The organism is Membranihabitans marinus (assembly GCF_021729155.1).
GTDB classification, from domain to species: domain Bacteria; phylum Bacteroidota; class Bacteroidia; order Chitinophagales; family Saprospiraceae; genus Membranihabitans; species Membranihabitans marinus.
Genome location: NZ_JAJQYA010000004.1, coordinates 1 through 19207 on the forward strand (window position 1 = coordinate 1; position 19207 = coordinate 19207).

The 19207-nt window shown below is 37.0% G+C and carries 17 protein-coding genes; 13 read left to right on the forward strand and 4 right to left on the reverse strand.

The window, feature by feature from the left end; genetic code table 11:
* The first annotated feature begins 1204 nt into the window (after positions 1 to 1204).
* The 8 genes from LVD51_RS03625 to argH are packed head-to-tail and all read left to right on the forward strand — an operon-like array spanning position 1205 to position 9212.
* Positions 1205 to 1786: a GNAT family N-acetyltransferase gene (locus LVD51_RS03625; RefSeq protein WP_236969827.1), complete on the forward strand. Its 582-nt coding sequence runs from the start codon at positions 1205 to 1207 to the stop codon at positions 1784 to 1786.
* Positions 1773 to 2972: an argininosuccinate synthase gene (gene argG / locus LVD51_RS03630; RefSeq protein WP_236969828.1), complete on the forward strand. Its 1200-nt coding sequence runs from the start codon at positions 1773 to 1775 to the stop codon at positions 2970 to 2972. Before LVD51_RS03625 ends, argG begins: the two co-directional genes overlap by 14 nt.
* Positions 2969 to 3931: an N-acetyl-gamma-glutamyl-phosphate reductase gene (argC, locus tag LVD51_RS03635; RefSeq protein WP_236969829.1), complete on the forward strand. Its 963-nt coding sequence runs from the start codon at positions 2969 to 2971 to the stop codon at positions 3929 to 3931. The genes argG and argC overlap by 4 nt, the downstream gene beginning before the upstream one ends.
* 15 nt (positions 3932 to 3946) lie before the next feature.
* Positions 3947 to 5074, forward strand: a complete 1128-nt coding sequence (locus LVD51_RS03640; RefSeq protein WP_236969830.1) for an aspartate aminotransferase family protein — start codon at positions 3947 to 3949, stop codon at positions 5072 to 5074.
* A gap of 1 nt (position 5075) precedes the next feature.
* On the forward strand, positions 5076 to 6017 hold the full coding sequence (locus LVD51_RS03645) for a Rossmann-fold NAD(P)-binding domain-containing protein (protein WP_236969831.1): 942 nt from the start codon (positions 5076 to 5078) through the stop codon (positions 6015 to 6017).
* Between the two features lie 12 nt (positions 6018 to 6029).
* A complete protein-coding gene (gene argB, locus LVD51_RS03650) occupies positions 6030 to 6812 on the forward strand; it encodes an acetylglutamate kinase (RefSeq protein ID WP_236969832.1) in 783 nt (260 codons plus the stop codon).
* Complete coding sequence (locus tag LVD51_RS03655) at positions 6803 to 7876, forward strand: M20/M25/M40 family metallo-hydrolase (RefSeq protein WP_236969833.1); 1074 nt, start codon at positions 6803 to 6805, stop codon at positions 7874 to 7876. The genes argB and LVD51_RS03655 overlap by 10 nt, the downstream gene beginning before the upstream one ends.
* Positions 7869 to 9212, forward strand: a complete 1344-nt coding sequence (gene argH, locus LVD51_RS03660) for an argininosuccinate lyase (protein WP_236969834.1) — start codon at positions 7869 to 7871, stop codon at positions 9210 to 9212. Before LVD51_RS03655 ends, argH begins: the two co-directional genes overlap by 8 nt.
* On the opposite strand, the gene LVD51_RS03665 is transcribed toward argH, so the two are convergent.
* From LVD51_RS03665 to LVD51_RS03675, 3 genes are all read right to left on the reverse strand, one after another.
* A complete protein-coding gene (locus LVD51_RS03665; protein ID WP_236969835.1) occupies positions 9193 to 9534 on the reverse strand; it encodes a gliding motility protein GldC in 342 nt (113 codons plus the stop codon). The genes argH and LVD51_RS03665 overlap by 20 nt on opposite strands.
* A gap of 249 nt (positions 9535 to 9783) precedes the next feature.
* Positions 9784 to 11061, reverse strand: a complete 1278-nt coding sequence (locus LVD51_RS03670) for an NAD(P)/FAD-dependent oxidoreductase (RefSeq protein WP_236969836.1) — start codon at positions 11059 to 11061, stop codon at positions 9784 to 9786.
* A 111-nt stretch (positions 11062 to 11172) separates the two neighbouring features.
* A complete protein-coding gene (locus tag LVD51_RS03675) occupies positions 11173 to 12072 on the reverse strand; it encodes a nucleotidyltransferase family protein (RefSeq protein ID WP_236969837.1) in 900 nt (299 codons plus the stop codon).
* Between the two features lie 179 nt (positions 12073 to 12251).
* Between LVD51_RS03675 and LVD51_RS03680 the strand changes: the two genes are divergently transcribed.
* From LVD51_RS03680 to LVD51_RS03700, 5 genes are all read left to right on the forward strand, one after another.
* Complete coding sequence (locus LVD51_RS03680) at positions 12252 to 14036, forward strand: sodium:solute symporter family protein (protein WP_236969838.1); 1785 nt, start codon at positions 12252 to 12254, stop codon at positions 14034 to 14036.
* A 95-nt stretch (positions 14037 to 14131) separates the two neighbouring features.
* Positions 14132 to 14533, forward strand: coding sequence for an acyl-CoA thioesterase (locus LVD51_RS03685; protein ID WP_236969839.1), 402 nt, complete (start codon positions 14132 to 14134; stop codon positions 14531 to 14533).
* A gap of 12 nt (positions 14534 to 14545) precedes the next feature.
* Positions 14546 to 15538, forward strand: a complete 993-nt coding sequence (locus LVD51_RS03690) for a YihY/virulence factor BrkB family protein (RefSeq protein ID WP_236969840.1) — start codon at positions 14546 to 14548, stop codon at positions 15536 to 15538.
* Positions 15528 to 16010, forward strand: a complete 483-nt coding sequence (locus LVD51_RS03695) for a thioredoxin family protein (RefSeq protein ID WP_236969841.1) — start codon at positions 15528 to 15530, stop codon at positions 16008 to 16010. Before LVD51_RS03690 ends, LVD51_RS03695 begins: the two co-directional genes overlap by 11 nt.
* An 83-nt stretch (positions 16011 to 16093) precedes the next feature.
* A complete protein-coding gene (locus LVD51_RS03700) occupies positions 16094 to 17212 on the forward strand; it encodes a GNAT family N-acetyltransferase (protein ID WP_236969842.1) in 1119 nt (372 codons plus the stop codon).
* A gap of 428 nt (positions 17213 to 17640) precedes the next feature.
* On the opposite strand, the gene ffh is transcribed toward LVD51_RS03700, so the two are convergent.
* Positions 17641 to 18975, reverse strand: a complete 1335-nt coding sequence (gene ffh / locus LVD51_RS03705; protein WP_236969843.1) for a signal recognition particle protein — start codon at positions 18973 to 18975, stop codon at positions 17641 to 17643.
* Between the last annotated feature and the right edge of the window lie 232 nt (positions 18976 to 19207).

Consider the following 19207-nt stretch of genomic DNA (forward strand, 5'->3'; position numbering starts at 1 on the left):
TTCATTCAGTCATCATCATCCAATCGACGTTAAGTCGATTGGGTACTTTGTACTGCATTCGGTCATGCCTCTACAAATTGACGTGACTGCAATGTTGGCAGTAGAGACGCAATGCCTTGCGTCTCCCAACAGGGTCGAATGAGACGCAAGGCCAACCCACCCGAAACACAGTGATTTAGGTTCCTTCACCCTAGCTGCCCCACCCACGACACAGTGGTCGTGGTTCCTTCATCAAAGGTCGATTTGCGACCTTTGGTGCTTCGCACTTTATTCAGTCACATTTAGTCGATTGGATACTTCGTATTTCGTTCAGTCATGTCTCTACGGTGAGGAATGACTGCAATGTAATTCGATAGGTATATAGCCACTGCGCTGTGACAACACTACATTAAAATCGACAAGAATAAAATTACATTTTACATCAATAATATAATAGTATTGAAGGAAGACGGCCACTGTGCCGAGGATATTTCACCGAAGCCACTGTGCCGAGGATGGGTTGAACTTGCGTCTCCAATAAATTTTATATGAGACGCAAGGCCAACCGACCCCAATCCTCCTTGTTTAGTGTCGGTGGATCACTGTGACGTGGAAGAGTTCGCCAGATGAAGAAAATACGACCTTTGTTTCATGCGTTATAACTGTGTCCACTTAGGCAAGACTAATTCCATAACTATCCGCTGCCATTTTAAAATGCAATCACGCCTTGCCACAATAATTCTACACTAATCTATATTTAGATAGATCATTTCACCGCTTTATTATCTTGAAAGCTCTTCAATGTTACCCAATTGAATGAATATTAGACTTTTCATCCCTTCATTGCCAACATAATACACTATTTGAATAAAATAATATTAAAAAAAAGATAGCTTTTAAAACCTTAATAATTCTACTTACTAATCATAAGAAATCAATTTAGGTGTAAAATTTTGAATATATCGATAATTTTAAGTCATTTTGACATTTTACTCCCTGTATCTACTTGGTTTCGTGTGAAAATTAATCTCAATAATCTATTATTTATTCCTAAATAATATCTACATTTACGCCCAATATGATACAGATCAATCACATATTATTCTTTTTGTTGTTTAGGCCCATCAGGCCTAGCTATACCACTCTCACAACACTACGTGTATAAACCATATTAGTCTATCTACGTTTACAATGATTTAATGCCAAAATCATAATATTATACATTATGAATATACAAATATTACAAGGGAAAAAAGAACACGCTATATATGCAGAAGAAATCTGCGCTATTATAGAAGAATCTGCCAAAATCAGAGGTACTGGTATAGCCAAGCGTGAACCTTCTTATATAAGAACCAAATTTGAAAATGAAAATGCTGTTATCGCATTAGATGGCGATATCTTGGTAGGTTTTTGTTATATAGAGACTTTTCAAGATAAAAAATACGTATCCAATTCTGGACTCATTGTCAAACCAGAATACAGAGAGTATGGCATCGCTAAAAAAATCAAATACAAATCATTCGACTTAGCTAGAGAAAAATATCCCCAAGCTCGAATATTTGGGATAACCACTAGTTTAGCTGTGATGAAAATCAATAGTGAATTGGGGTATAAACCAGTTACTTTTTCCGTATTGACTCAAGACGAAGCCTTTTGGAAGGGGTGTCAAAGCTGTCCCAACTACGACATATTAAGCAGAAACCAAATGAAAATGTGTCTGTGTACCGGTATGCTTGCACCTTCAAAAGAAGAAGCAATGAAATATGATTTAACGAACAAAATAATTACTCATGAGCAAAAATAAACTTGTATTAGCCTATAGTGGCGGATTGGACACTTCCTTTTGTGTAAAATATTTATCCCTCAAAGGATATGAAGTCCATGCCGCAATGGTGAATACTGGAGGTTTTGATGAAGCCGACATCGAAGAGGCCAAAGAAAAAGCTAGAATAATGGGTGCTGCTACTTTTAGAGTACTCGATGTAGAAGAAGAATATTACAATAAATGTATTAAGTATTTAATATTCGGAAATGTATTGAGAAACAATACCTATCCCCTTTCTGTAAGTGCAGAAAGAATGATTCAAGCATTGGCTTTGGTTAAATTTGCTAATGAAATTGGCGCCAGCTCTATCGCTCATGGAAGCACGGCGGCCGGAAACGATCAGGTGCGTTTTGATTTGGTATTCTCCGCTTTGGCCAAGGATATTGAAATTATTACCCCTATTCGCGATTTAGGCCTCAGCAGAGAACAAGAAATGAATTATTTGGCCGAACACGGTATTTCCCTGAGTTGGCAAAAAGCCAAATACTCTATCAATAAAGGTCTTTGGGGAACTTCAGTTGGAGGAGCTGAGACTCTGACATCTAATAAAGCATTACCTGAAGAAGCATACCCTAATCAGTTGATAGAGAAAGAACCACGCAAAGTTACTTTGTACTTTGATCAAGGTGAATTAACTAAAATTGACGGTCATTCTTTTGTGCTTAAAATCGATGCTATTAAACATTTGCAAAAGATTGCTGAAAAATATGCTATCGGACGTGATATCCATGTAGGTGACACCATCATTGGAATCAAAGGTAGAGTGGGATTTGAAGCAGCTGCTCCATTGATTATAATCAAGGCTCATCACCTACTTGAAAAACATGTCTTGTCCAAATGGCAAATGTATTGGAAGGAACAAATGGCCAATTGGTACGGAATGATGATTCACGAAGCTCAATTTTTAGATCCTGTTATGATGGATATTGAATCCTTCTTGTCATCTTCTCAAGATACAGTGACTGGTTCTGTAGATGTAATGTTGCATCCTTATAGATTCGAATTACTAGGTATTGAATCACCTAATGATTTGATGGGATCAAAAATGGGATCCTATGGGGAAGAAAACAAAGGTTGGACAGCCGATGATGCCAAGGGGTTTATAAAAATCTATGGCAATAAAGACTACATCTTTCATCACCTTCACAAAAAAGATGTACAATGAAAATAGCAATAGCTGGAGGAGCTGGATATACGGGAGGTGAATTGATTCGTCTGCTAGTCCATCATCCCAAAATTGAGTTGGTTCAAGTGCTGAGTAATAGTCAAGCTGGTAAATGGGTATCTGATATTCATATGGATTTAAAAGGTCAGCTGGATTTGAAATTTGAAAAAAATTTGACTTCCGATTACGACTGTATCTTTTTATGTATGGGACATGGAAGATCTGGACAGTTTTTAGAAGACAATCCTATTGATTCCGAAAAATTAGTGATTGATTTGTCCAATGAATTTAGATTTGCATCTGATGATCACGATTTTATATACGGTCTTCCCGAATGGCAAAAGCAAGATATTGCCCAGTCCAATCGAATAGCCAATCCAGGTTGTTTTGCCACCTCTATCCAATTGGGCTTATTGCCATTGGCTGAAGAAGGCAGTTTGCAATCCGACATTCATATAACCTCCATTACCGGATCTACAGGGGCAGGACAGTCACTGTCCGCAAAATCTCATTTTAGCTGGCGGAACAACAATGTATCGATATACAAATTGTTTAGTCATCAACATATTCCCGAGGTGTATCAAAGTTCAAGAGCGTTCCAAAAGGATTTCGATTCAGATATCTTTATGGTGCCCATGAGAGGAAACTTTACTAGGGGTATACTTACCAGTATGTATTTGGATTACGAGAAATCTGAAGAACATGTAATTGAGTTGTATAAGAAATTTTATGCCAATCATCCTTTTGTACACATCGTAGAACAGGATATCGATTTAAAACTCGTGGTCAACACCAATAATTGTTTTATTAAATTAGAACGTTTTGGCAACAAATTACATATCACAAGTATCATTGACAATCTAATAAAAGGGGCATCTGGTCAAGCGATCCAAAATATGAATATTGTAGCTGGTTGGCCTGAAGATACTGGCTTGCAACTTAAATCATCAGCCTTTTAAAAACTACTATAGAATATGAAATTATTTGATGTTTATCCACGATACAATGTAAATATAGTACAGGGTAAGGCAGCCTATGTATATGATGAAAACCAAACAAAATATTTGGATTTTTACGGTGGCCATGCTGTTGTCAGTATTGGTCATAGTCACCCTCACTATATCAAAAGAATTACGGATCAATTAAATGACCTCGGCTTTTATAGCAATTCTATTGAAATGCCGATTCAGGACGAATTGGCTGATCATTTGGGTCGTACTAGTAAACTTCCTGATTATCAGTTGTTTTTGGTCAATTCCGGTGCAGAAGCCAATGAAAATGCCTTGAAATTGGCCTCCTTTCACAATGGACGAAGTAAGGTTATTGCATTTGATAAAGCTTTTCATGGTCGTACTTCTGCTGCTGTACAATGCACAGATAATCAAAAGATAATAGCTCCTATCAATCGAGGATATGAAGTGGTGAGACTTCCCCTCAATGATATCGAACAACTTAAAGCTCATCTCAATGACGATGTTGCAGCTGTTATAGTAGAAGGTATTCAAGGCATCGGTGGAATATACGAAGCCGAATCAGATTTTTTACTGGCATGTCAACAACTCTGTGAGAAAAACAATAGCGTCCTAGTCCTCGATGAAATTCAATGCGGTTATGGTCGTTCTGGAGATTTCTTTTCTTTCCAAAAGATTAAAGATTTTAGACCAGATATTATCACTGTAGCCAAGGGTATGGGGAATGGCTTCCCAGTAGGTGGAGTACTAATTCATCCAAAATTTCAACCGAGTTACGGATTACTGGGCACAACTTTTGGTGGAAACCACCTAGCTTGCGCTGCATCCTTAGCGGTATTGGAAGTCATGGATGCTGAAAATATTTTGGATAACGTCCATCAAATGGGGGAAATCTTAAAGCAAGAACTCAGCAGTATTTCTTCTATCAATGAAATCAGGGGTAGAGGTTTGATGTTGGCCATTGACTTTGACTACCCTATTGCAGAAATTAGAAAACAACTTATCTTTGATCAGAAAGTATTTACCGGTTCGGCCAAAGCTCCTGAAACCATGAGGCTTTTACCCCCTTTAAATATAGGAGAAGAAGAAGTAGCATTATTTATTTCGGCATTGAAAAAGACATTAAAATAATATGGACAACTTTATAGACTTAACCACCATAGAAGATATAAGAGCTTTGGCTCAAGCTGGCATTGATCTCAAACAAAATGCAGATCCCAGCGCAGCCACTATTGGATTAAATAAAATTTTGACTTGTCTTTATTTAAATCCCAGTTTAAGAACCAAATTAAGTACAGAAATTGCCGCCAAACAATTGGGGATGCACTGTATCAATTTGGCTGCTGACAGTGCCTGGACATTGGAAACCAGGGCTGGAGCAATAATGAATGAAGGTGCCGCAGAGCATATCAAAGAACAAGCCATGGTGTTGAGTGAATATTCTGACATTATTGCCATTAGGGCTTTCCCAAAATTGAAGGATGCCAAAGAAGATTATCAGAATGACTTTATAAGTAAATTTGCAAAATACAGTAAAAAACCAATTGTAAATTTAGAATCTGGTAGTTTACATCCCCTCCAAGGATTGGCCGATTTAATGACCATAATGGAAACCATTAATAAACCCAATCCCAAAATTGTGTTGAGTTGGGCTCCCCATCCTCGACAATTGCCTCAATCGGTGGCCAATTCATTTAGCGATACCATACAAAAGGCCGGCTATGATTTAACCATATGCTGCCCTGAAGGAATGGAGTTGTCAGACCAATATGCTCATCATGCAAAAGTATCCCACGATCAAATGGAAGCTTTTGAAGATGCCGATATTATTTATGTGAAAAATTGGTCTTCATACCACAGTTATGGTGCTACTTATGAAGATGCCAATTGGATGATTACTGGAGATAAAATGGCCAAGACCAACAATGCCAATTTTATGCATTGTCTACCTGTGAGAAGAAATGTCGTTGTGGCTGATGAAGTTATCGATTCACCGAATTCTATCATCGATCGACAAGTCAGTAACAGGGTACATGCGGCGAAAATCGTATTACATTCTATTTTAAACAGATAAATTTCAATGTTTATGAAACAAAGATTAACAATTATTAAGATAGGAGGAGCTTTAATGGAGTCAGAAGAAACCATTGTGAACTTGGCCAATGTACTCGGTGAAATACCAGGTCACAAAGTAGTGGTTCATGGAGGAGGAAGAAAAGCCAGTGATCTAAGTGAAAAATTGGGTATTGAAATTGAGATGATAGAAGGGAGACGGATAACCAATAAAGAAACCTTGGATGTAGCGACTATGGTTTATGCTGGATTGTACAATAAGCAATTGGTAAGTCAATTTCAAAAAAATAATGTTCGCAGTCTGGGAATGTCAGGTGCTGACCTCAATATCATAACTTCTAGAAAACGTCCGGTTCGCAATGTCGATTATGGATTTGTAGGAGACATCATTAAAATAGATACCAGCGCCATGAGCGAATTGTTTAATTTAAATATTGTCCCGGTGTTTTGTGCCATTACCCATGACAACAATGGACAATTGCTCAATACCAATGCAGACACCATCGCAACAATGATTGCCGTAAAAATGGCAGATCAATACACCGTAGATCTAATGTATTGTATGGACAAAAAAGGTGTTTTAGAAGATCCAGATGATGACGATTCCGTGATAAGTGAAATAGACTATAAGCGGTATAAAACCCTAAAAATGAATGGTAAAATCAAGTTGGGACTAATTCCTAAAATGGATAATGCTTTTTATGCTTTGGTGAATAATGTGGCTGATGTATGGATATGCAATATCGATGGATTAGTGGATTATCCGGCGATTAAGGGCACTAGAATATGTCAGTAGATATCGAACAATGTATCCAATTATTATGTGATCTCATTGATCAACCCTCACTTAGTCGAGAAGAAGATAAAACTGCTCAGATATTAATCAATTTTTTTACTCAATTAGACATTGATGTTGAGAAAATCGGTCATAATATCATAGCCAAAAATCGGTATTGGGATGAAGGCAAAATCATCCTTTTACTGAATTCCCACCACGATACAGTGAAACCCGCAAAGACTTATACCAGAGATCCCTACAAATCCAGTATCGAAAATGGTCAGCTATTTGGACTGGGGTCCAACGATGCTGGTGGTCCTTTGGTGACTTTAATTCACTTGTTTTTATCCTATTACGATCGGAAAGATTTACCCTTTAATATTTTAATGGTCGCTTCAGCTGAAGAGGAAATATCCGGTAAAAACGGTATAGCCTTAGTCTTGCAGACCTATACTAATATTTGGGCTGGTATTGTCGGAGAACCCACTTTGATGGAAGCAGCTGTAGCGGAAAGAGGGCTTATGGTTGTAGACGGGATCAGTGAAGGTATATCTGGCCACGCAGCGCGTAAGGAAGGGGTCAATGCCCTATACAAAGGAATAGAAGCCATCGGTGAAATTCGAAAGATTGATTTTGATAAAAAATCGGACTATCTACCCGATACTCAAGCCATCGTTACACAGATTCAATCGGGAACACAACACAATGTGATACCAGATCACTGTTCATTTGTGATCGATGTCAGAGTCAATGAATGCTATAACAATCGAGAAGTTTTCGAAATATTGCAATCGAATTGTTCGGCTCAATTGACGGCTCGATCTTATCGATTGAACTCTTCTTTTTTACCCCTATCCCACCCATTACATAGGACTATTAAATCCTTGGGCTGGAAGACTTATGGTTCTCCTACATTGAGTGATCAAGCTTTGATGTCGTTTCCAACCCTAAAATTGGGACCGGGTGATTCGGCGAGATCCCATACTGCGGATGAGTACATATATGTAGATGAAATCATAGAAGGGAGTAAATTGTATCACCTATTTTTAGAAAATCTAATTAAAGAAATGCAACATGAGTAAACTATGGGCCAATGCTGGCAATAAAATAAATAAACAGATTGAAGATTTTACGATTGGTAAAGATGCTGAATTAGATCTCACCATCGCCAAACACGATGTGTTGGGCAGTATGGCTCATGCCATTATGTTGTACGAGTCTGATATAGTGTCCAAAGAAGATCTTCAATCTATTTTAAAGGGCTTGCATACCATATATGAAAAAATTGTCGCAGGTCAATTCGCTATCGAATCTGGAATAGAAGATGTTCATTCTCAAGTTGAGATGGAATTGACGAAGATGATCGGTGAGGCAGGTAAAAAGTTGCATACTGCCCGCAGTAGAAACGATCAAGTACTGGTGGACCTCAAAATGTATTACAGAGATTATTTGACTCAAATCATAAGTGATCTAGAAGTCTTAATAAAAGAATTTTTAAAGGCATCGGAAAAATACAAATCCCTATTGATGCCAGGGTACACCCATTTACAGGTGGCTATGCCTAGTTCATTCGGTTTGTGGTTGGGAGGATACGGCGAGTGTTTGATCGCCGATATTATGCAGTTAAAATCCTTGGTTGAAGTCGTCAATCTCAATCCTTTGGGCTCTGCAGCAGGATATGGATCTTCTTTTCCGATTCAGAGAAAACGCACAACTGAACTATTGGGATTCAGAGATTTGGAATACAATGTTATTGGAGCTTCGATGAATCGAGGTAAAACTGAATTTTTATTGGCCAATGCCATTTCATCCATATCGTTGACCTTAGGTAAATTTTGTATGGACGTTTGTTTGTATAATTCACAAAATTATGGATTTTTAACCCTACCTAGCGAATATACTACAGGGTCTAGCATTATGCCTCATAAGAAGAATCCAGATGTATTTGAACTTCTTAGGGCAAAATTTAATGGAATGTTGGCTCTCCCCCATGAAATATCATCGGTTTTACAAAATTTGCCTACTGGCTATCATCGAGATTATCAATTACTTAAAGAAATTATATTTCCAAAGTTAACTTCCTTTTCAGATTGTTTGCAAATACTGACCTTTGTCATAGACAAGATTGAAGTTGCTGAAGATCTGATGACCAATCCATTATACGCTCAAGCGTTTTCTGTTGATTTAATCAAAGAAAAGGTAGATGGTGGCATGGCATTTAGAGATGCCTATTTACTGGTAAAAGAAGAATTGGCTGGGGGCATGGATCACATACCCGAAATAAACCACAGTCATGAAGGCAGTATAGGTCAACTTAATACAGAAGAAATACTGCAAAAACTATCTCGAACTATGGATGCATTTCCGGCTTTTGATTTTACACCATTTGAAAATAGACTTAAGAATTTTCAGGTTTAATAATATTGGTTTCTTCACCAAAAAAGTTGGCGAATTGGGCCATGTGATTAGCCATTTTGGAATTATTGGTCGCGCGGTAATAGGAGTCGGCCATGGTTCTAAGGGTTTGAAAGACAAATTTGTCCATTTCATCTACCCTGAAGTCCTTGGTCCATAGATCCATTTTTAATGACTCCGATTCGGCTTTGTCAAAGAGAGAGAGAAAAAGAGCTTGTACTTCACTCCATTCGGGATTATTGGCATCTTGAGCTCTCCATTGAATATTAGTAGGTATTTTGTCTTCACCCAATTCAACAACGATCTCTATTTTAGATTTTTTCATAATTTTTTTGATAGATATTAGGCTGCAAAGGTAGGGATAAAACCATAATTTACAATTAACCTATGACAAATGATTGTGAATGTAATCGAAGACTTATGCAATTACACTGAATAGTAAAGTAATCCTCATTAGCTTCATGTCGCTAACTCATAAACTGTAATTCTCCATCAAATTTATATTGCCAATTGACACGAAATTGTATGTTTAATATATATTGTATTGGTAGTCAACGATTAATTTTTTAATCAACTATTTTTTCTGCTTAATAATAAGGCGTAAAGCAGTGTCATATGTTATATAACTCCACATCCAATTGATCATTACAATTACCTTATTTCGAGTTCCAATTAGGGAAAATAGATGTACCCACAGCCAAATCATCCAAGCCAAAAATCCTCCCATAGAGAAAGATGGAAAGTCTGCGACTGCTTTGTTTCTACCAATAGTAGCCAAACTTCCTCGATCTTTGTAAACAAATTCTTTGACAGTTGTATTCTTGTCCTTATTTTTTAAATATTTGGCTACGTGATTGGCCATTTGCAATGCCGTTTGGGCCACTTGCGGATGCCCATAAGGGTATTTGTCAGATTTCATTAGGGCTACATCACCAATAGCATAAACATCTTCGTCTTCTGTCCATTGACAATGACGATTGACTTCTAATCTTCCTCGATTATTGCTATCTGTTTCTAAACCCTGGATCTGAGGACAGGTAATACCGGCTGCCCAAATCAACTTTTCAGTTTTTAAGGTTCGACCGCTTTTCAGTTGGACATTGAGGCCATCAAATCCAGTAACTCGATCTTGCAAAATCAACTGAACTCCCATATCCTCTAAATACTGTTTTGCTTTGCGCTGACTCTTGGCCGACATTGCAGGTAAAACATTTTCACCGGATTGAACCAAGTATATATCGATTTCACCTGGATCTAACTCGGCAAAATCTTTGGGGATGATATATCTTTTCATTTCTGCCAATGCACCTGCCATTTCCACACCTGTAGGTCCTCCTCCCACAATAACAAAATCGATTAAACCTTGGCGCTTTTCATAGTTTTCAACGAAAAGTGAATCTTCAAAATCTTCAAACATTCTATTTCTAATAAGGAGGGATTCACCTAGTGATTTGAGGGAGTAGGACTTTTCTGCAATTTCTTCATTTCCGAAAAAATTGGTAATTGCTCCGAGAGCCACTACTAAATAATCGTATTCAATCACTCCCCTATCGGTTTTTACACTTTTATTTTCGCGATTGACCTGATGAATTTCAGCTTGCCTCACAAAGACGTTAGTCGATTTTCTAAACATCTTGCGAATGGGGAAGGCAATAGCACTGGGTTCCAACCCAGCCATGGCTACCTGATAAAAAAGAGGTTGGAATTGATGAAAATTTTGACGATCCAACAATACTACTTGGTAGTGAGTATTGATTAATTTTTTGGCGAGATTTAATCCAGCAAATCCCCCACCCAATATCACTATTCGTTTATATTGAGAGACAGGTATATTTAAATTATTTGGCTTCATAGCAACAAATAAATACATTATAAAATGAGAACTAAAGGATTATCAATAATTTCCATAAAGATGAATAACCTTGTATAGAAATTATTGATATCGCCTAGAAAATAAAAGTATTTAAACTTCTAATACTGCTGGGTATGCTCCTTTTTCGTGCAATTCCTTAAATGCAGTTTTTACTTTGTCTGCATCTTCCTTATAAGTCACCCCATACCAGCTATCGTGGGATGATATAACATTGAGTTCGATTTCCTTATTGGCAATCATTTCATCGATCAATACAGGGATATAGTATTCCGCCTTGGGATTGTCTTGATTTTGGCGTACAAATTCATGAAATCCAGCTTCCAATCGATCGAAATAACTGGGATCAAATCCCCAAAAGTTCATAGAAACTACAGAATTTTCATCCAATTCACTTCCCTTATCTTGACGAATTACGGTACCAGATTCATTTCTAGCAATTTTCAAAACCTCTTCTATAGAAACGAGATTGCTATTCTCATCGGTTTTACATACTCCTCTGTTTACTGTACCGGAATCGGATAAAGTATTTTTCAAAATGTAACCAATGAGACAATATTTGTCGGGAGCGACATCATTTTTTAGAAAATTAGCAGCTTTAGTAAACCCGTCTTTGCCGTAATAGTCATCGGAATTGATCACAGCAAAAGGTTCTTTAACCACATCTTTACAAACCAAAACAGCGTGATTGGTTCCCCAAGGTTTCTCTCTTTCTACAATATTAGCTCCTTCTACTTCGATGTTTACGTTCTGAAAAACGTACTCGACCTCCATAAATTGTTCGATTTTGGATCCAATTTGCGACTTAAAATCATCGGCAAAAAAATCTCTGATCACGAATACTACTTTTCTAAAGCCAGCATTGTAGGCGTCGTAAACTGAATAATCCAACAAGGTTTCACCATTGGGTCCTAGGGGTTCCATTTGCTTTAATCCTCCAAATCTACTACCCATTCCTGCTGCTAGTACGACTAATGTAATTTTGTCACTCATAATTTTTGATTTCTTGTTAATGATAAGTAATATAAAACAATATATGAAAAGAAATTATTAAAAAAATTGTGGACGCACACATTTTTTATATTCTTATTTTATATTTTTAGCATTTAAAGTATTTTTTTAATACACAGATTTGCCAGCCAATTTTGGCCTCAAAAGAAAAATTAACCATTATGACAATATCTACATTAGACTGGGGTATTATCTTATTCTTCCTACTACTCACCCTATTTATAGGACTTTGGGTATCTAAGAAATCGGGAAGTAGTTCTACCGAATATTTTTTATCGGGTCGTAATATGCCCTGGTGGTTGTTGGGTATGTCCATGGTGGCCACAACATTTTCTACTGATACACCCAATTTGGTTACTGACATCGTACGGACCAATGGTGTCAGTGGGAACTGGACTTGGTGGATATTTTTGCTCACTGGGATGTTGACGGTATTTGTATATGCCAAATTATGGCGTAAATCCAATGTGACGACGGACATAGAATTTTATGAATTGCGTTACTCTGGGCCGGCTGCAAAATTTCTCCGCGGATTTCGATCCATCTTTTTGGGATTGTTGTTTAACATCCTCAGTATGTCAGCTGTTATATTGGCTGCCATCAAGATTGGTGGGGTTATGTTGGGGCTTACCCCATTGCAAACTATTGGTATAGCCTCATTGATTACCGTGATCTTTAGTTCGATGGGTGGATTTAAGGGCGTAGTCTACACGGATTTTATATTGTTTTTCGTCGCCATGATAGGAGCCATTTCAGCAGCTTATTTTGCTTTAGATCATCCCTCTATTGGTTCATTGGAAAATCTATTTACCCACGCCAATGTAGCCGACAAAATAAATATCTTCCCGGACTTGTCCGATCGTAGAATCATGATTACTCTCTTCATTATCCCCTTTGCCGTTCAATGGTGGAATACTTGGTATCCCGGTGCTGAACCCGGTGGTGGGGGTTATATAGCCCAGCGTATGTTGGCAGCCAAAGATGAAAATCACGCCATAGGGGCCACTTTCTTTTTCAATGCTCTTCACTATGCATTGAGACCTTGGCCGTGGATCATCGTTGCTTTGTGTTCATTGGTTGTGTTTCCGGATTTGGATTCTATCCGACAGGCTTTCCCCAATATTACAGAAGATAAAATAGGACATGACCTTGCCTACCCTGCCATGTTGACTTTTTTGCCAGTTGGTTTTATGGGATTGGTTTTGGCCAGTCTTATTTCTGCATTTATGTCAACCATTTCAACCCAATTAAACTGGGGAGCTTCCTATTTGGTCAATGACTTTTACAAGAGATTTGTAAAACCTGATTCCACTGAAAAACATTTGGTATTGGTGGGTAGATTATGTACTGTATTGTTAATGGTATTGGCAGCAGGATTGTCATTATTGTTTACCAATGCCTATCAAATTTTCGACTACATTATTGCCTTTGGTGCAGGAACAGGTCTTATCTTTATATTGCGTTGGTTTTGGTGGCGTATCAATGCCTGGAGTGAAATCACCGCTATGTTTGCTTCTGGTATCGTAACTATTCTTTTCAATACAGGGTATTACCCAGCCTCTTGGAATACGGATTATAAGTTACTTTGGATTGTATTGATTACCACGATAATATGGGTTTTTGCAACCTTTATTACTGCTCCGGAGAAAAAAGAAACCCTATATAGTTTTTATAAGAAAATACAACCAGGCGGACCAGGATGGCAAAAAGTAATTCAGGATGCCAAATCTGAAGGAAAGGATATCGAAGACGATGTGGAGTGGACTGTCCCCGGAGGGATATTGGCTATGGTTTTGGGCTCCCTTCTAATTTTCTCTTTGTTGTTTGCCACAGGTAATTTCCTATATGGAAAACTGGGATACGCCGCTATTTTTATTGCGATAAGTGCTGTATCTACCTTCTTCTTAATAAAGGTTTGGAAGAAAATACGAGTTCATATCTTGTAAATATTATATTAAGATTATTATAATGCATCTGTATTTCTTACTTCAAGCAAATACAGATGCTTTTTTTTTATTGCTATATTGCAAAAAATTAGACCATGCACAGTTTTCAAGTAAGAGTGAGGTATAGTGAAACCGATCAAATGGGATTTGTATACTATGGCAACTATGCCAGATTCTATGAAATTGGACGTACAGAAGCTTTTAGAGATCTAGGTGTCCATTACAAAAATCTAGAAGAACAGGGTATTATGATGCCCGTCATGAGTTTGCAAAGCCGATATCTTAGACCGGCCAAATACGATGATTTGTTGACTTTAAAAACGATAATCTCCAAATTAAATGATAAAATCATTGTTTTTGAAACCAAGATATATAATCAAGACAATGAATTGCTGAATCAAGGAATAGTTCAGTTGTGCTTCATAGATAAGGAATCCGGAGCCAGAATACCAACCCCAAATTCCATTTTGGAATTGGCTAATAAAAGTGCAGTATAAATTTAATTTTTATTGAAATTTAAAGAAAAACTAACTAGGAATCCTTATTTTAAACAGCTTTTAAGATGGCTGAAAAGTACTTCATTGCCCGGTTTTCACAGTATCCCCATTTGGAATGTACTGAGATTGTTGCATCACGAATGGATGGAAGGCAACATAGGTATTAGAGCCAATTCTATGGCTTTTAGTTTTTTTATATCATTATTTCCCAGTTTAATATTGCTTATCTCGACGATACCCTATATACCCATTGACAATTTTGATGTGATTTTTTATCGATACATTTTTGAATTTTTACCAGACAGCACAGAACAATGGCTGGGCAGTACGATTAAAAATTTAAGTCAAATTCCTCGCGGTGGTATGTTGTCTTTATCTATTCTATTGACTTTGTATTTTTCATCAAATGGGGTGCTGAATATGATGTCTGGATTTGAGAAAAGTTTTGAAACTACATTTATTTCGAGAAATTTCCTCCAAAAGCGATTTATTGCTATATGGTTGACGGGCATCTTGTTTTTGTTTGCCATTGTATCGGTAATTTTAGTCATTGCATCTGACTTTATACTTGATTTTTTATTCACGCATTTTATACCTCAAGGCATGATGCAGCCTCTATTTACTTTTTTGCATTGGATCATTGCTTTTATAATATTTTACTTGTTTATCGCTTTAATTTACCGGTATGCTCCAGCCTTTCGCAAGAAGACCAGTTTCTTTTCTCCTGGCACATTATTTTCCTCCATTGTTATGATATTTATATCTTTGGGGTTTGCATTTTACGTTAATAATTTTGGTACATATAACAAAATCTATGGTTCGATCGGAGCCATCATTGTTACCCTACTTTGGATTGAATTAAATTGTTTTATATTGCTTATTGGCTTCGAAATCAATGCAAGTATCGCTCTAAATAGAGATATTGGAACATTTGAGGACTATAAGATGTTGAATTCAAAAAAATCTAATACATTTACTGATAAAATACTTAACGATGACAAATAAGATCCTTTTTGCCTGTTTAGCATTTCAAATTATGGCCTTTAACCAAGTGATGAGTCAAGAAATTTCTTGGTTGGACTTCGAGGCTGCTGTGGAAGAAAACGATGCCAATAACAAACTCATTTTTATTGATGTATATACCGACTGGTGTGGATGGTGTAAAGTTATGGATCAAAAGACTTTTACCGATCCAGGTGTTCAGAAATTTATGAATGAAAATTTTCATATGGTAAAGTTGGATGCAGAACAAAAAGAATCCATTGAATTTAAAGGCAAGTCTTTTGAATGGGTTAACCAAGGACGGAATGGCATTCATCAATTGGCCTACTCTCTGTTACAGGGACAAATGTCTTTTCCATCATTTGTCGTATTAGATCCTCAATACAAAAGAGTGAAAATATTGAAGGGATATCTAAAACCCGATCAATTATTGAATCAATTGACACCAATAGTTACCAAACACAATAAGAGTTAAACCCTCTTATCGGCCCTAAAATTAGTCATAAAAATATATTTTGCTCACTCAATAAGAGGTTGGAGTACAGAATATAACACCATATGGTAAGGATTAAAGAAGTTGAAACCGCAAAAGAATTAAAACAATTTATAGATTTACCATATAAAATTTATAAAAACAACACTTATTGGGCCCCTCCTATTCGTGGAGATGAAAGAGAATATTTGCAGAAAATTCCAGCGATTGATACTGGAATAAAAACCCATTTGCTATTAGCCAAAGAAGGCAAAAAGGTTGTCGGTAGAATTCAAATCATATTAAATGAAAATGAAATTGATTTTTCTGGTGAAAAACTGGTTCGATTCAATAAGTTTGATTTTTACGAGGATATTCACATCTGTAGGGCTCTTTTAGAAGCTGCAGAGCAGTGGGCTATAAATCACAATGTAGACCGAATCATTGGTCCTTTTGGTTATACTAATCTTGATGCTGCAGGATTATTGGTAGAGGGTTTTGATGAAATTTCTTGTGCTTCGACTATTTATAATTTCCCTTATTACCGAGAGTATATCGAAGAGTGTGGTTATGATACTTATTTAGAATGGTTGGAACATGAATTTACTGTACCCAAAAAGATTCCGGAAAAGGTCTTGCGATATTCAGCCTTGATGCGCGAGAAGTATCAATTGAGCTATGCGGAGTTTAAGACGAATAGAGAAAAAAAGAAATGGGCTCAACAAATTCTTAGTCTTATCAATATATGTTATGCTCATTTGCCTGGGTTTGTTCCATTATCTGAAGAGATCAAGGCCTATTATTACAAAAAATATATTCCCATTATCAACAAGGATTACATTTCCTTGGTTGTAGATAAGGATAATAATCTGATAGGGTTTGGACTGACCTTACCGTCATATACAGAAGCATTACAGAAGTCCAAAGGATCGATTTTGCCGTTTGGATTTTATCATTTGTGGAAGGCATCTAGAGTCAATAATCGAGCCGAAATGTTATTGATAGCTATTCATCCCGATTATCAAAGCAAGGGTATTACTTCCATTATCTTTGATCAAATTTTAGAAAAATACATTGAGCACGGAATAGAAAAAGTTGAGTCCAATCCCGAGCAAGCCACCAATATGAATGTGCGCAACTTATGGAGAGAATATCACTATCGATTACATAAAAAGCGGATCTGTTATTTCAAAGATTTATTGTAGCAGGTAATAGACTGACAATCAAAGTTTTAATTACATCAACGGTGTTTTGTTATTATCGAGAGAAGTCACAGCCACTGCGCTGTGACGACACTGCATAAAATTTGACAGCGAATTTTCACTGCGTCTAGACGTAATATTTCTAAATATTATCAACGAATCCTATGTAATCTCTTCATGCCACAGTGGGCATGACTTCTCTCCTCGATGCTAACTATTGTATCATCGGTGCTTTGCACTTCATTCGTCAATGCTAAGGCGTCTTTGGTATAAAATCAATTAAATATCCTATATAATCTAGTCAAACCGTTGTGGTATGACTAGATTATATAATCGTAATAAGAAAACTTGTTATCTAATTGATTTTTCCCAACAATCCTCAATTACATCGAAATATAATTGACCATTAGAATTTCATTTGGTATTAAACCCTATCTGCCTCCACCTAGCATATTGCCGATGTTGCCCATGCCTTTGCCTTTACTCATGGTATGCATCATCTTTTTCATCTGATCAAACTGCTTAATAAACATATTGATCTCGTGAAGATTCTGACCGCAACCTTTGGCAATTCTGCGCTTTCTGCTCATGTTCAATATATCGGGATTACCTCTTTCTTCTGGAGTCATTGAAAAGATAATAGACTCTACCTTGTTAAAAGCCGAATCGTCAATATCTAAATTCTTGGTCAACTTACTCATTCCGGGAATCATATTCATCAAGCCCTTCAAATCCCCCATCTTACGCAACTGCCCGATTTGACTCAAAAAGTCATTGAAGTCAAACTTATTCTTACGAATTTTTTTCTCTAATCGTTGGGCTTCCTTCTCATCGTATTGTTCTTGGGCTTTTTCTACGAAAGATACAATATCTCCCATCCCCAATATTCGTTGAGACATCCGTTCAGGATGGAATACATCCAATGTATCCATGGTTTCACCAGAACTGGCAAATTTAATAGGTTTGCCCACCGTATATTTAATCGTCAAGGCAGCTCCCCCCCTAGTATCACCGTCGAGTTTGGTCAACACTACCCCATCGTAATCTATGACATCGTTGAAAGCCTTGGCGGTGTTCACCGCATCTTGTCCCGTCATTGAATCTACTACAAATAGAGCTTCACTAGGCTGAATAGCGGTATTTATGGCTGATATTTCATTCATCATGGCTTCGTCGATGGCCAAACGACCAGCGGTATCCACTATGACTACATTAAAATTATTGGACTTTGCATGAGCTATGGCCTTTTGAGCAATCTCTACCGGATTGAGATTTTCAGCTATGGTAAATACTGGCACCTTGATTTGTTCCCCAATTACTTGCAATTGGTTAATGGCAGCAGGTCGATAGACATCACAAGCCACCAACAATGGACTCATTTTTTTCTTTACCCTTAAGTAATTGGCCAACTTACCTGAAAAAGTAGTTTTACCAGAACCTTGTAGACCAGCTACTAGAACCACACCGGGATTGCCTTTGACATTGATACCAGCGGTTTGGCCCCCCATTAATTCAGTCAATTCGTCTTGAACGATTTTCACCATTAACTCGCCAGGTTTGACTGAGTTGAGGACGTTCTCTTGTCCCAGAGCTTTCTCCTTGACCTTATCTGTAAAATCTTTGGCTATCTTATAGTTTACGTCAGCTGCGACCAGTGCCCGTCTTATTTCCTTTATAGATTGCGCTATATTGATTTCCGTTAACTTCCCTTGACCTTTTAAATTCTTAAAGGCCTGTTCCATTCGATCGTTAAGACTTTCAAACATATTTTTAGTATTTTTAGACTCACAAAAGTAATGACTTATTTATATTTTACATAACTCTTCTTTGCATTCGAGACTAAAATGACTAATATCCCTGCCTGTGTTATCTCTTTATAAATTTAAATTTTGCCCCATTATCTTGCTTTAATGGAGATAGTGAGTAATATCTGATTATGAATCAATTACTTATATAGACTTTTGCATTTTATTTTTTCGACGGGTATTTTTATTTGTT

Excerpts from the sequence above, each read along its gene's own strand:
- LVD51_RS03645 (WP_236969831.1), top strand. The coding sequence starts at position 5,076 with ATGGACAACTTTATAGACTTAACCACCATAGAAGATATAAGAGCTTTG.
- LVD51_RS03680 (WP_236969838.1), top strand. The coding sequence starts at position 12,252 with ATGACAATATCTACATTAGACTGGGGTATTATCTTATTCTTCCTACTA.
- LVD51_RS03640 (WP_236969830.1), top strand. The coding sequence starts at position 3,947 with ATGAAATTATTTGATGTTTATCCACGATACAATGTAAATATAGTACAG.
- LVD51_RS03695 (WP_236969841.1), top strand. The coding sequence starts at position 15,528 with ATGACAAATAAGATCCTTTTTGCCTGTTTAGCATTTCAAATTATGGCC.
- LVD51_RS03625 (WP_236969827.1), top strand. The coding sequence starts at position 1,205 with ATGAATATACAAATATTACAAGGGAAAAAAGAACACGCTATATATGCA.
- LVD51_RS03675 (WP_236969837.1), bottom strand. The coding sequence starts at position 12,072 with ATGAGTGACAAAATTACATTAGTCGTACTAGCAGCAGGAATGGGTAGT.
- argG (WP_236969828.1), top strand. The coding sequence starts at position 1,773 with ATGAGCAAAAATAAACTTGTATTAGCCTATAGTGGCGGATTGGACACT.
- argC (WP_236969829.1), top strand. The coding sequence starts at position 2,969 with ATGAAAATAGCAATAGCTGGAGGAGCTGGATATACGGGAGGTGAATTG.
- LVD51_RS03685 (WP_236969839.1), top strand. The coding sequence starts at position 14,132 with ATGCACAGTTTTCAAGTAAGAGTGAGGTATAGTGAAACCGATCAAATG.
- LVD51_RS03655 (WP_236969833.1), top strand. The coding sequence starts at position 6,803 with ATGTCAGTAGATATCGAACAATGTATCCAATTATTATGTGATCTCATT.
- argH (WP_236969834.1), top strand. The coding sequence starts at position 7,869 with ATGAGTAAACTATGGGCCAATGCTGGCAATAAAATAAATAAACAGATT.
- argB (WP_236969832.1), top strand. The coding sequence starts at position 6,030 with ATGAAACAAAGATTAACAATTATTAAGATAGGAGGAGCTTTAATGGAG.
- LVD51_RS03665 (WP_236969835.1), bottom strand. The coding sequence starts at position 9,534 with ATGAAAAAATCTAAAATAGAGATCGTTGTTGAATTGGGTGAAGACAAA.
- LVD51_RS03700 (WP_236969842.1), top strand. The coding sequence starts at position 16,094 with ATGGTAAGGATTAAAGAAGTTGAAACCGCAAAAGAATTAAAACAATTT.
- ffh (WP_236969843.1), bottom strand. The coding sequence starts at position 18,975 with ATGTTTGAAAGTCTTAACGATCGAATGGAACAGGCCTTTAAGAATTTA.
- LVD51_RS03670 (WP_236969836.1), bottom strand. The coding sequence starts at position 11,061 with ATGAAGCCAAATAATTTAAATATACCTGTCTCTCAATATAAACGAATA.